Raw genomic sequence first — 12,900 nt, 5'->3', positions numbered from 1 at the left:
ACTTTTGTAACATTTGTCCTATATAATAACAATATATTAGGAATAAAGACATGCAGGGCGGTGCTGCGGATGAGTACACAATGGACGGAAAAGGAAGCGGCGCATTTGCTCAACCGGGCGACGTTTTTTCCCGGGAGGGAGGAAGTGAATGCGGCGCTTCAGCTCGGGAAGGAGGAAACCGTGCGGCGGCTCGTCGCCGGGGAGTCGTTGACAGGCCGAGCGTTCTCGCCGGAGCCGATCGAGCGGATCACCGCCGACGGCAAAGCGCTGGACAAAGAGCCGATCATCGATCAGCAGACCTATTGGCTGTACCGGATGATCAACACGCAAGCTCCTTTAATCGAAAAAATGACGCTGTTCTGGCACGGCCATTTCACCACCTCGTACCAGAAGGTTAGAGAGATGCCGTTAATTGTGCGGCAAAACGAGCTGCTGCGCAGTCACGCGCTTGGCAGCTTTCGCGATCTGGTGCGGGAGATCGGCAAAGATCCGGCGATGATGGTGTATTTGGATACGAATTACAGCCGCAAGGGCAAGCCGAACGAAAACTACGCCCGAGAGGCGATGGAGCTGTTCACCCTCGGGATCGGAAATTATACGGAAGAGGACGTCAAGGAAGCGGCGCGCGCGCTGACCGGATGGGGATATGATAAAAAGACGGACCAAGTCAACTTCAACGCCAAGCAGCATGACGGCGGCAGCAAGACGGTGCTCGGACATACCGGCCCTCTCGATGCGGATGGCTTCGTGGACGTGCTGTTCAAGCAGGACGCGCTCCCGCGCTGGGTGGCGCGAAAGCTGCTCACTTGGTTCGCGGCGGCCGAGCCGTCGGAGGAGTGGGTGACCGGGCTGGCGGCGGTGTTCGCGAAAAACTTCCACATCGGCGACACGCTGCGGTCGCTATTTGTCTCCGATGCCTTCTACGCGCCGGAGCTGCGGGGGAGTCTGGTCAAGTCGCCGGCGGAATACGTTGCCGGCATCGCCAAAGCGTTGGAGCTGCCGGTCGCCAGAGGCTACGCGCAGGCGCTGCGCAAGATGGGGCAGGAGCTTTACCTTCCGCCCAATGTCGCCGGCTGGCGCGGCGGGACGGCCTGGCTGACGACCGCCAACCTGCTGGCGCGCTGCAAGTTTGCGGAATCGGCCGTCAAGCGGCTGAACCAGGGCCACTTTAGCGCGAAGGACTACATGCAGGAGGCTTCCGCCTCTCCCCAGCAATGGGTGAAACAGTTCGGGCTGAACGTCGGGGTCCGGGAGCTGGGAGAGCAGACGGCTGCGGTGCTGGCCAATTATGCGGATGAAACGTTCATCCATGCCGCCCAGAAGACGAACGGGATGCGCGGCCTGCTCCAGCTTGTGCTGATCAGTCCGGAAGCGCAGATGAAATAGGAGGGTAGACGCCGATGAAGCTGACGAGAAGAGACTTTCTAATCAAGGGCACGGCCCTGCTGGCGACGCTCGGACTCGGGGGGCCGATGATCTTCGCCGAGAACGGCTCGCCGCTCCGGTCGCAAGAGACGGATAACGGCGACTCCGATTCGTCTGCGCTCGTCGTCATTCAGCTGTCGGGCGGCAACGACGGGCTCAATACGCTTATCCCCTATGGGGTGGGCGGCTATTTCGACGCGCGGCCAACGCTGAGATTGACGCAGAGCGAAGTGCTGGCCATCGACAACCAGGTCGGGCTGCATCCGAGTCTGACCCGGCTGCACGCCTTGTACCAAAGAGGCAAGCTGGCGATCGTCCAAGGCGTCGGCTACCCGAAGCCGGACCGTTCCCATTTCCGCTCGATGGAAATATGGCAGACCGCGGAGCCGGAGAAGATGGGACGCACCGGCTGGCTCGGCCGGTATGCGGCAGCGTCGCTAAGCCGGAACGGCAATCCGCTGAAGGCGCTGCAGATCGGCAGTGCCGCCGGCGGGCTGGCGTTTCAAGCGGAAACGGTCAATGTGCCGGTCATTCAGTCGCTGGAGACGTACTCGTTCCTGGACGCGAAAATGCCGAAGACCGAGCAAAATCGGCTCGCCAAGGCGTTCCTCGATATGTACGATCCGAAGCGGCAAGGTACCGTCATCCGCGTAACCTGCGAGCGTGGCCGGGACGCTTATGACAGCGTCGAAGCGGTGCATCAGCTGGGGGGCGGATACCAGGCGAAGGTGGAGTATCCGAAGACGGCGATAGCCAGAGACCTTCAGCTTGTCGTCAAAATGCTCGCGGGCAAGTCCGGCACGCGCGTCTTTTATTTGCAGCTCGGCGGCTTCGACGATCACGTCCAGGAGAAAGAGCTGCATGCGAGGCTGCTGAAGCAGCTTGACGAAGCGCTCGGCGCCTTCTATGAGGACCTGGAGGCGCAAGGTCTTGAGAATCGCGTCGCGACCATGGCTTTTTCGGAGTTCGGACGGCGGGTGAAAGAGAACGGCAACGGAGGCACGGACCATGGAGCCGCAGCTCCCGTCTTTGTGCTCGGCGGCAAAATCAAGGGAGGACTGTATGGCGTGATGCCGAGTCTGACGAACCTCGATAACGGCGACCTAAAATACCAGGTCGATTTCCGCTCCGTGTACTACACCGTCATCGACCAATGGCTCAAAGGCGACGCGGCGGGCGCGCTCGGAAAAACGTACGAACGGCTCGGGTTTGTGTAACTTTGCCCGGCACAGGATAGGAACAAGGGACCGCTACGAACGCAGCCGGTCCTTTTTTGCGCTGCCAAGATGTGGCGAAATTAACTCTACAATTTGGAACAAAAATATAATATAATATACAAAAAGTATCATTATGCAGCAAAACAAATTTTATAACACGGGGAACTGATTCGATGGGGAATGTCAAGCAAAAACGGGCATTTTACGAGTATGTACGATATGCCTACAGACTTTTTCTAGGATTATTGTTTCGCAGACATGTGCAAAAATGCGGGAAAATGTTCAGGGTATGCGGAAAGGTGCACCGCTCGGAATTAAAAAATACGAATCTCGTCATAGGCGATCATGTGCTGCTGCATGCGGGGGTCGGCTTTTACCTGGATGCTGCCGGAGCGACGGTTGAAATTGGCGACAAAACGTTTGTCAACCGGAGAACCGAATTCATGTGCAAGCAACATATCCGTGTCGGCAGTCATTGCGCCATCTCCTGGGACGTGTCGATCATGGACACGGATTACCATACGATAATGGACGGGCGACCGAATACGAAGCCGGTCATCATCGGCGATCATGTCTGGATCGGCTGCAAAGCCACGATCTTGAAGGGCGTTACGATTGGCGACGGCGCGATTGTAGCCGCCGGTTCCGTTGTCGCTCACGATGTGCCTCCGCGCTCACTTGTAGCCGGCGTACCGGCGAAAGTCATTAAAACCGATGTCGATTGGCATTTGTAATCCCTTCCTCGGATTTTCCGGACTTGGAGAATCCGAGGATTTTTTTATCGACGTTTCTATGCTGTAAGCCGCAGTTTGTAAACGATCGGATAGGAGTAAAGTCATGCATTTACAGCTTGTTCCTATGCATATTGTCGGATGTTGTCAGCTGCCAGCCACATGGTAAAATGGAAACCATTGGAGGCGAAAACCGACAAAATATGACATCGGAATGAGGTAATTTGGGGTGGACTTTTACCGTATTAAACTCCCGATCCTGTTGTTTTTTGCACTGTTTTTGTGGTACCTCGGGCCCCATGAAAGCGGTGTCGCCCGTGCGGCTGACTCGGTCTTATGGATGATAGGAAAGGCGGATCAATCCAGCGCCGAATTTGCCGGCTATCAAGCGGGCAGCGCCAAGGAAGTTCCGGTTCCGGAAGACTGGCGGAGCAGAACGGATTGGAGCGCCGTACCGAAAGGCTTGAACCGCAGCCAAAACCCCGTCATGACGCTGGCCTATCCACTGGCCCAAATTCCTCCCAACGGTGTTAAATTTTCCGTTAAAATTTTGGATGCCCATAAATATGTTCCGCAGTTGGCTGTTTACTCCAATCAAATGTTTGCCGGAATGATTCAAATTGCAGGGGTAGGAGGGACGACGAGCGCCGTCTCCTACAGTAAAGTCTATGAATTGTATATCCCGAAGGAGATGCTTCAGCCCGGGAACAATACGATTACCCTGGAGGCCAGCCGGTGTCTGTACTGTTCGGCCAACGAAGATCCTTATTTGTGGTGGGTATGGGATTACATGAAGCTGGAAGCGCTGGAAGCGCCGGCTGCAGAGCCGATTCACGGCTCGTACGTTCACCTCGGCACGAATGTGAAAAATAATCAGGCTTATTACGACCAAGGTGCGGTCAATCACCTGCCTTATATTCTCAAATGGCTGGGAATCGCTTATAGCGGCAACTACGTTCGAACGGTTTGCGCCTCGAACGTCGGCAATTCCTGTTCGGCGATGTCCGACTACTTGGACAAGCTCCGCCAGTTGAATACCGGGGCGATTGCGCTTCATCTCTATACCGGCAATATTACGCTCAATCCGGACGGAAGTCTTCCATTGGAGGCGCAAAACATCCTGTCCGACTATCTCAAAAGCTACGGCTCGAAAATCCAGTTCTACGAGGTCGACAACGAACCGGGATTATTTAACCGTTCCCGAGATGTCGATATCGCGGTTGCCCGGTGGTTAAAGGATCATCGCGCTGCGCTCGCCCCGCATCTGAAAATCGTGTCTCCCGGATGGGCCTACGATGATAAGCGCGGCATTCCCGCCGGATGGGAGCGGGACCCGAAGCAAAGAAAAGCCGTCGAAGACTTGACTGACTTCACGAACGGCCATGCCTATGGGACCTCTTATGCCAATAACATGGGCGGCAGTCTCGTGGAAAATATCAAATCGGTCGGCGTCGGGGCCAGCGGCCTTGCGAAGCCGATGTTCGCTACCGAATTTGGCACGAAGGACGATTTGACCGACCCCGTGGTCGGAGAAGGAGCGGCCAGCAAAGCGGCCGTGTTTGACCGCAATGCCAGAGCCCACGTCGGATTCGCCGACTATTTCACGCAGCATGCGGCGTTTTTCCAGGATTACTCCTTGTTTAAGGCGGACTTTTCCAGCATGAAGATGCATAACCCCGCGAAGACGGGAATTTTTTATGTTGACGAGGGGCAGGATTCCCGTGTGAAAACGATGCGGAGAATCGCGCTCGCCTACGCTACGCACGGAAAGCCGCTGTCCTATACGCTCAACAACCGCGAGTCGCTCAAAGGAAAAAAAGTGTATGTCAGGGCAGTGGATACGTCGACGTTAAAGCCGCTCCCCGGAAGCGGCGCAACCTCAAACAAAATATTATTGAATTTCGTCAACTTCGAATCGTCGCCGCAGACCGTCAGCGCGCGAATTGTGATGCCCAAGCAAGCCGTATACGAAGGCGATCGCATCGGCGCCGGAGATACATACGAAGCCGCCAGAACTTATGTTACCGGCCTAGCTGCGAACCCCGCCTTAAGCTTGTCGATCCATTTGGGTCCCGGCGAATCGGTGCAGTATATTTTGGAGGAAAAAGGAAGCTCGCTTCCTGAAGCTCCCGTCATGTTAAACCAAGCGGTCGGCTACAAAAGCGTTGAGCTGACTTGGCTGGAATCGGAAGGGGCCGTTTCTTACAACGTGCTTCGTTCGACAACCCCGGAGGGACCTTACGAAGCTGTCGCAGCCCGGCTGACTGCCAATTCCTTCGAGGATATCACGGTGAAAAACGATACCGTGTATTATTACGCCGTTCAAGCTGTCGGAACGAATGGCGCCGGCGGACGCTCCGGACCTATGGAAATCATTCCTTCGTCTTCGGTGCTTTTGGACCGAAGCGGTTGGACGGTTACGGCTTCGACAGGGAAGCCAGGCGGACAGGAGATGCTGGACGGCTCGCCCGCGACGCGGTTTGATACGGGAGCGCCTCAGGAAGAGGGACAATACTTCATTATCGATATGCAGTCGAATCGGACGTTCGATAAAGTGGTGCTGGACACCGAAGCCTCCCCTCATGACTATCCGCGCCAATACGAAATGTATGTTTCGAGCGATGGAAGGAATTGGGCGGAACCCGTATCCCAAGGGGCGGGAAGCGTTACGACAACGATGGAGCTTGCTTATCCGCAGACGGCCAGGTACCTAAAAGTCGTCCAAACCGGCAGAGGTCCCACGTTCTGGTCCGTGCACGAGTTGAATGTGTACAGCAGTTCGCTGGACCGAACGGGCTGGACCATCTCGGGGGTCAATGCCGGACGAAAAGCGTTGACCGGCTTGCATGAGCAAAGCGACAGCCTGGAATTCGCCGGAACCCAAACGATTGTGGCAGACATGGGGGAACTGCAAAAGTTTGACCGAATCGTGCTGGACGCTTCCCGCGGGCCGAATGCTTACCCGCAACATTACAGCTTGTACGTCTCAACGGATGGCGCGGCTTGGGGGAATCCTGTTCAATCGGGCACAGGCGGCCCAATCACGACCATAACGATGCCTCAACAAAAGGCGAGGTACATCAAAATCGTCAATACGGGCGGAAGTCCGTGGAGCGTCGACGATCTTTACGTATTTTGCGATTCGCTGGATAAGGAAGGCTGGAAGAGCTCGGGAACCGGCGCGAATCACCCTTTTGCTATTGACAATAAGATGTTCACCCGTTGGGATACGGGAACGCGTCAGGCGGGCGGCGAAAGTTTTCAAGTGGATATGGGAGCCCGGAAAACATTTTCCAGAATCGTGTTGGATGCCGGAAACTCCGCGCTCGACTTCCCCAGAGGCTACGAGGTGTACGTTTCCAATGACGGAGAACGGTGGGGGGCGCCTATAGCCTCCGGTGCAGGCAGCATCGTAACGACCGTTCGCTTCCCGCCGCAAACCGCGAGATATGTGAGAATCGTTCAAACCGGGCAAGCCGGCGTTTTCTGGTCGATCCATGAGTTCAATGTTTATAAGTAACCACCCTTCAGGGGCTGTTCCTCAAGGTCTGCAATGACTTGGGATCAGCTCCTTTTTGTCATCGGATTTGACGGCCTGGTCTAGTGCATCGTCCAAGCCAAAAGACCGCGGGAAGAATACTATAGACGGGAATGAAAATAAAAAAACAAGGAGCGGAGCAGACTGTGGGTGATCTAACGACAATGATCGTGAATGCGAGAGATTATTGTGCAATTCCGATAGAAGAAAGTGCGAACTACGATTCGACCAACGCGCTCAATGCGGCGTTTGCGGCAGCCATCCAGAAAAAGCTTCCCTGCTATGTTCCTCCGGGAACTTATCAGACCTCGGGGCCGCTGATCGCAAAGGGAAGCAACGTCATGATCTACGGAGCCGGAGGGACCAATACCGTCATTAAAACGTTAAGTACGGATTATGACTGCATTTTAATAGGACCCGGAGCCAATACGAATAACCAAAGTTTGGGGGGCTTTCTCCGGGACATCTATTTTCTGGGGCCTGTGAAACAGCCGCAAGGGATAACCGCCGGCGTGAAATTAAACGGGATCCGTCAATTTGAGGTGCGCAACGTGCAATCAGACGGATTTCCCATTGCCTTTGATTTGATCAACAACTGCTTTGGCTCGGTCTTTTTCAATCTGCGGGCACAGTATAACTGGAACACCGTTGCTTTGAATTTGAGATCGGGTTTTCAAAGCGGCAACGATCTTCAATTCTATAACTGCTGGTTAGGCGGAACGAAAGCGGCTGTCCATATTTCTCCGGCTTCGGGCGGGTTCCACTTTTGGGGCGGACAATTATCGGCCGGCTTCGGGTTGAGCGCACCCGACGACAACTTGGGAATCGTGGTTATAGGTAAAGATCTGGTAACCGGCGCCATCGGCGGGACGGCGAACATCATCTTCGATGGAATCGATTTTGAGGGCTATAAACATGTGTGGGCACTCCGTGCTTTCGATAAAACGAACATGGCAGTCAGAGGCAGTTCTTTTCTGGCCAACTCAGGCACGGATGCGCTTGGGATTTTGAAGCAGCAAAGAGCGCAATCCAGTCAATTTACATTCGAAAATAACACGATCCGCGGGAAGCATTCCGGGCCGCCGATTGTTATTGAAGGAGAGTACAGCGCATTTTCCATCTATGAACTGGGTACCGAAATGAACCGTGCTTCGTTCTTAAATTATCCGTCTATCGACACCGGCTTGACTATGCTGGAGATATCGCAATTACGACTGGGGACGGCAATCGGCCGATCCAATTACTCCTCTAAAATTGTACTGGGAAATGTATTGCTTCGTTCGCAGAACAATCAACTGCAAATTTCAACGGATTGGGGAAAAACATGGAAAGTTGTGCAAACGTTGTGAGGTGATGAGCTGCCGGGAAAAATCTTCGGCAGTTTTTTTAATATCAACTTGACAACGATACATATTGTAACATAAATTTAATTATATAAACATTACCTTGAAATTTCGTCCGAATTGTATCACTCAACACAAGAAGCAAAGGAGGGCCCGAATTGATCACCACTTATGAACTTGCCGATCCGGCTAGTGAAATGGATCTGTCATTTGCAGGCCACGCTTTAATGACCATTAAACAATTGAACCGCACGCCGGTTATCACAAAGTTTGCTCCTATTCGTATTATTGTTATGGAGGAATACCGAATTTCGTTCGCTTCGACCTTGCTGCTGCCTCTGCAAACGGAGCTGGTGATCGGAATAGAGCTTTCGACATCGGATCACGTGATTGCTTTGGAAGGCCGCGTGTATGGCGTGAACCGGTTGAACGATTCGGAGCTTGTCTATAATGTGGAGCTTCATCTGGAGCCCGAGACCGAATCCGCATGGAAATGGCTGATCAAGCATGTGGCAGACTGCCGGAAGGTTCGCGAGAGCTATCATCTCTTCGAAGCCCCGATGGGCTCGGCGCATATTGATATTCAGTTATAAACCGAATTTGGACCGGTACGGAGGGATACATGTTAAAAAAAGCAGGCATCATGTTTATCCTTGCAGGATTGCTGCTACTGTCCGGATTTACGCTGCAATTGCCCGAGCAAGACCCCCGCATTTGGAGAATCGGGGTGGAAGACGACTCGAAGCAGGAGTTCGCGGTCAATCTAACCGCAGATAAGCTCCAGTACCAAGTGAAACAAGGAACGTCTCAAGCGGTATGGGGCGATTTCCCTGCAGGGTTGGACGCCTCGATCACACGCAATTTATCCATTCGTTATTCGTTAAACAAAGTTCCTGAGCATGGCGTAAATTTCAAAGTCCGGGTTCTGTCCGCCTCCAAAGCCGTCCCTCAAATGTCGGTTTTCTCGAACGGGACGTTGTCCGGTATGATTCAGATTGCCGGAATCGGCGAGAATAGTCCCTATAAGTATAAAAAGCTCTATGTGCTGTATATTCCCAAGGAACAGCTGAAGCAGGGGCACAATGAGCTCAAGCTGGGGGCCGAGCGTTGTCTCTATTGCTCCGATAAAGAAGATCCTCATTTATCGTGGTCGTGGGACTATTTGGAACTGGAAGCGCTGCCATACCCTTCCGAGGAACCAGTGCACGGCCGCTATATCCAAATGGGGACCGGGGGCGCTTCGAACGATTATTACTTCGATACGGCGGCCACGCGGCATTTGCCATATGTTCTGAAATGGTTGGGTATTGCATATAGTGGAAACATCGTTCGCGCAGGATGTTTTTCGAATGTCGGAAATTCTTGTTCGGACATGAAAAATTACTATGCTGCGTTAAAGGAGTACAACACAGGTGCCGTTGCGTTGTATCTCTATACCAAAAATATAACGCTCGATCCGGATGGAGGTTTACCTGCTGACGCCAGAGCGAAGCTGACGGACTTTCTCAAGCAATATGGCCGGTACATCCAATATTATGAAGTAGATAATGAGCCCGGTCTGTTTGAGCGTTCCAAAGCAGTCAATGTCGCCGTGGCCCAATGGCTGTCCGAACACCGGCCGATCTATAGCCCGCATCTGCAGATTGTTTCCCCGGGATGGTCTTATAAATCTACGGGAGGCGAACCGTACGGCTGGGAGCGGGACTCGCTGCAAAGAAAAGAGTTGGAAGACCTTACCGATCTTACAAACGGTCATGCTTACGGAACGTCTTATGCCGATAACGAAGGAGGAAGCTTTGTTGAAAACCTGCGGACGCTAGGATCGGATGAGGACGGCCTTCCGAAAAAAATGCTAAATACGGAAGTCGGAACGACCAACACCCATTTGGACCCTCCCGCCTACGGCGCCAGCCAGAAGCAATCGGCTGTCTTCGACCGCATTTTAAGAGCCCATATCGGCTTCAGCGATATTTTTATCCAGCACGCCGCATTCTATAAGAACTATGAACTGTTCCGCCATGATTTTGACTTCAAGTCACACGACCCGGCAACTACGCGCAGCTATTCGTTTCCCGGCAATCAGGACAGCAGGGTCAAGATTTTCAGACGGTTGGCTTTGGCTTATGCGACGCACGGTAAACCGCTCAGCTTTGAAATCATGAACCGTTCCGAAACCAATGATAAAAAAGTGTATGTCCGTGCGGTAGATACCAGCTATTTGGCGCCGCTTCCCGGTTCGGGAGCAACCTCCGACAAGCTTCTTGTCAATTTCGTCAACTTTGAGGATTCGCCGCAAACGGTGCGCGTCCGGGTGAAGATGCCCTTGAAAGGCGACTATCACGGGGAACGGATCGGTCCGGGAGAGACGTACCGCGACGCCGTTCAGCAGGTGAAGCTTAAAGCTTCGCCTTGGGCCGAATTTCAGGTGAATTTGCCCGCCGGAGACTCGGTGCAATATATTTTGAGCCGGAAGCCGGTCGATTGAGGAAAAGTAAAAACAGACGTTCTGAAATGAGGATAGCGATTTTCAGGACGTCTGTTTTTTAGATATAGAATTGATAAGTTATCAGCGGAGCTGATTGAATTCTATATCGCAAGAAAAGCTTCCTCTAAAACACGAATTTATCTTCCTCGAATAGGCTTCGATAAGAAGCTTTTCTTATTCATGAAGCGGTTATCGCGCAACAAACATATACGTTTCGTCTTGGTTCAAATTGTTCAACGTGACCGTGCGCTTGCTTGCATCAAGAGGGATGACTTCGTTCAACCCGTTCCACCGGTAGACGGCCAGTTCTTTGGCTCCGCTGGGGATATTATCGATTTGATATGTATGTCCCGTACGGTTGCTCCAGCCTTTCACGTTTTGCCAGACCCATATTTTTTTGCCGGGGCTCGTGAGAATATATTCTCCCTTTTTCTTCGGATCGAGATATTCAAACGAGGCATCTGCCGTCACTTCCGTCACCAACTGCAGCACCTTCGTCCGGGAAACGGTCTGAGAAGCGCTCCCTTCGTGCTCCGTCCGCATCCCGTAGAGCTTGTCTTCTTTGCCGGTCTGCAGCAGACTCCACGGCATGGCGAATTGAGTGGCGGGCGTATGACCGTCGTTCTTCACAACCCCAAGGTTGTCCCAAATGGCGGTTAAAAACTGCTTGGCCAAATATTCTTCCGTTTGCGCGGTGTGCGGCGGCTTGCTTTGCTTGACATTGAACTCCGTCGAATAAAAGTGAATATCCCGGGTCAGGCCCAGCCTTTTTTTGATTTGGTCAAAATTGTTTTGCGCCGAGTTCTTGTAAGTTCCCGGAATCGGAGCGTATTTATCGTCATAGTACGTATGCAGGTCGAGTCCGTCCAAGGTCCCGTTATTCAATAGCTCGGCGATGGCAGGACCATAGCCTTTCAAGGACCAGTCGGAGAAGGCGTTCTGAGAGCTGAACCCGCCCGGAATGACCTTGAGCTTGGGATCGACGGAATGCACGCCGTCGGCTAATCCCTTTAAAGCCTGATAGTATTTCTCAAAGGGAATGGTTCTTTCGACATCGGGTTCGTTAAAAGCAGAAAATACCGTAACTCCCCAATCTTTGATGCCACGCTCAGCAGCCCATGTTCCTCCCGGCCGGTACGTTTCCGCATAGGCTTGTCCAATGGAATACCATTTCGAATAATCCCCGATGGGAATGCCTTTTTTCTCATAGCTTCCGTAATATTCGAACAAAATCATGGGCGTGATCTTATGGCTGTACATATCCGACATGACTTTCTCGATCGAGTCGGTCTTGGGGGTCTGCTTGCTGTAATAGTACTGAGGGTATAGATTAAGCCGTGCCCAGCTTATGTTTAATTTGCGCATGTAAGTCAGGTCGTTCGTCGAATGCGCCGCCTCGTTGGTGAAATTACCGCCCCCCAACAGGGAAGCGACTTTTCGCTCCGGCGCGGGCTTTTCGATAATCGGAGGAGAGTTTAATTCAGAATTCGTAACCAGACCAGTGAGTAACAAGAACGGAATCATCGTCTTAGCGGCTAGTAGATACATATTCCCCGTCCTTTTTTTTATGGAGTTGGACATGGACGACAAGTGTAACAGAATGGCCGGTATCATTGCTTCAAGACTCGCGGTTGCAGCGCGAGGTCTATCATTTTTTTGGTCTCGGCTTCGGTTAAAAGATGGCCATCCCAACGCAGATCGAACAAGCGAAACATCTCTTCGTTATCAAGCTGATCCAAATCGACAAATTCCCGAATTTCAGTTTGAAAAAACCACTGGGGAGGTCGCCCAATTAAGTAATCTATTGTTACTTTAAAAAAATCCGCTAGTCTTGTCAAGGTTTGAAAGTCCGGTTTTCTGCGGTTTTTTTCATAGTGTGACAAGGACGCCCGCGATATTCCAAGCAGGTCCGCCAGCTCCTCTTGCGTGAACCCGCTCTTATCCCGCAAAGCCGCAATCCTGGTGTCGTATTGCATCGAAATCACTCCTCAACAAAATAAAAACATGAAAATGGTGAAAAAATAACAATTGACTTGATACAAAATGTATTATAAATTAGAACCATAAATGTTACAATACGTATCAATATTTTCAACGCTTTCATTTTCGGTGATATCTCCTTACCGTTATCAACGGAGGTACTCGGTCATGCTGTGGGTTG

9 protein-coding genes are annotated in these 12,900 nt (G+C 52.4%); 7 read left to right on the top strand and 2 right to left on the bottom strand.

The window, feature by feature from the left end; translation table 11 throughout:
* Nucleotides 1–69 precede the first annotated feature (69 nt).
* The 7 genes from QJ48_RS16810 to QJ48_RS16780 all read left to right on the top strand — a co-directional run bounded on the left by QJ48_RS16810 (nt 70) and on the right by QJ48_RS16780 (nt 10,739).
* On the top strand, nt 70–1,386 hold the full coding sequence (locus QJ48_RS16810) for a DUF1800 family protein (protein ID WP_054974705.1): 1,317 nt from the start codon (nt 70–72) through the stop codon (nt 1,384–1,386).
* Between the two features lie 14 nt (nt 1,387–1,400).
* Nucleotides 1,401–2,642 carry a DUF1501 domain-containing protein gene (locus tag QJ48_RS16805; RefSeq protein WP_054974704.1) on the top strand — a complete coding sequence of 414 codons (1,242 nt, stop codon included), beginning with the start codon at nt 1,401–1,403 and terminating at the stop codon, nt 2,640–2,642.
* A 299-nt stretch (nt 2,643–2,941) separates the two neighbouring features.
* A complete protein-coding gene (locus QJ48_RS16800) occupies nt 2,942–3,376 on the top strand; it encodes a DapH/DapD/GlmU-related protein (RefSeq protein ID WP_272948129.1) in 435 nt (144 codons plus the stop codon).
* A 226-nt stretch (nt 3,377–3,602) separates the two neighbouring features.
* Entirely contained in the window at nt 3,603–6,893 is a 3,291-nt protein-coding gene (locus QJ48_RS35345) for a discoidin domain-containing protein (protein ID WP_063858104.1), read from the top strand.
* Nucleotides 6,894–7,057: 164 nt separating this feature from the next.
* Nucleotides 7,058–8,260, top strand: a complete 1,203-nt coding sequence (locus QJ48_RS16790) for a glycosyl hydrolase family 28-related protein (RefSeq protein ID WP_237762941.1) — start codon at nt 7,058–7,060, stop codon at nt 8,258–8,260.
* Nucleotides 8,261–8,412: 152 nt separating this feature from the next.
* Nucleotides 8,413–8,847 (top strand): hypothetical protein, encoded by a 435-nt coding sequence (locus QJ48_RS16785; RefSeq protein ID WP_054974702.1) that lies wholly within the window; start codon nt 8,413–8,415, stop codon nt 8,845–8,847.
* Between the two features lie 29 nt (nt 8,848–8,876).
* A complete protein-coding gene (locus QJ48_RS16780; protein WP_054974701.1) occupies nt 8,877–10,739 on the top strand; it encodes a polysaccharide lyase family protein in 1,863 nt (620 codons plus the stop codon).
* Nucleotides 10,740–10,928: 189 nt separating this feature from the next.
* Here the strand turns inward: QJ48_RS16780 and QJ48_RS16775 are convergent, their stop codons facing one another.
* Complete coding sequence (locus QJ48_RS16775; RefSeq protein ID WP_157261655.1) at nt 10,929–12,287, bottom strand: hypothetical protein; 1,359 nt, start codon at nt 12,285–12,287, stop codon at nt 10,929–10,931.
* Nucleotides 12,288–12,349: 62 nt separating this feature from the next.
* Nucleotides 12,350–12,715: a helix-turn-helix domain-containing protein gene (locus QJ48_RS16770; RefSeq protein ID WP_054974699.1), complete on the bottom strand. Its 366-nt coding sequence runs from the start codon at nt 12,713–12,715 to the stop codon at nt 12,350–12,352.
* Between the last annotated feature and the right edge of the window lie 185 nt (nt 12,716–12,900).

The sequence above is a fragment of the Paenibacillus sp. A3 genome, assembly GCF_001399685.1.
Lineage (GTDB): Bacteria > Bacillota > Bacilli > Paenibacillales > NBRC-103111 > Paenibacillus_G.
This window is presented reverse-complemented; position numbering and strand designations above follow the sequence as displayed.

Excerpts from the sequence above, each read along its gene's own strand:
- QJ48_RS16805 (WP_054974704.1), top strand. The coding sequence starts at position 1,401 with ATGAAGCTGACGAGAAGAGACTTTCTAATCAAGGGCACGGCCCTGCTG.
- QJ48_RS16780 (WP_054974701.1), top strand. The coding sequence starts at position 8,877 with ATGTTAAAAAAAGCAGGCATCATGTTTATCCTTGCAGGATTGCTGCTA.
- QJ48_RS16810 (WP_054974705.1), top strand. The coding sequence starts at position 70 with ATGAGTACACAATGGACGGAAAAGGAAGCGGCGCATTTGCTCAACCGG.
- QJ48_RS16775 (WP_157261655.1), bottom strand. The coding sequence starts at position 12,287 with ATGTATCTACTAGCCGCTAAGACGATGATTCCGTTCTTGTTACTCACT.
- QJ48_RS16770 (WP_054974699.1), bottom strand. The coding sequence starts at position 12,715 with ATGCAATACGACACCAGGATTGCGGCTTTGCGGGATAAGAGCGGGTTC.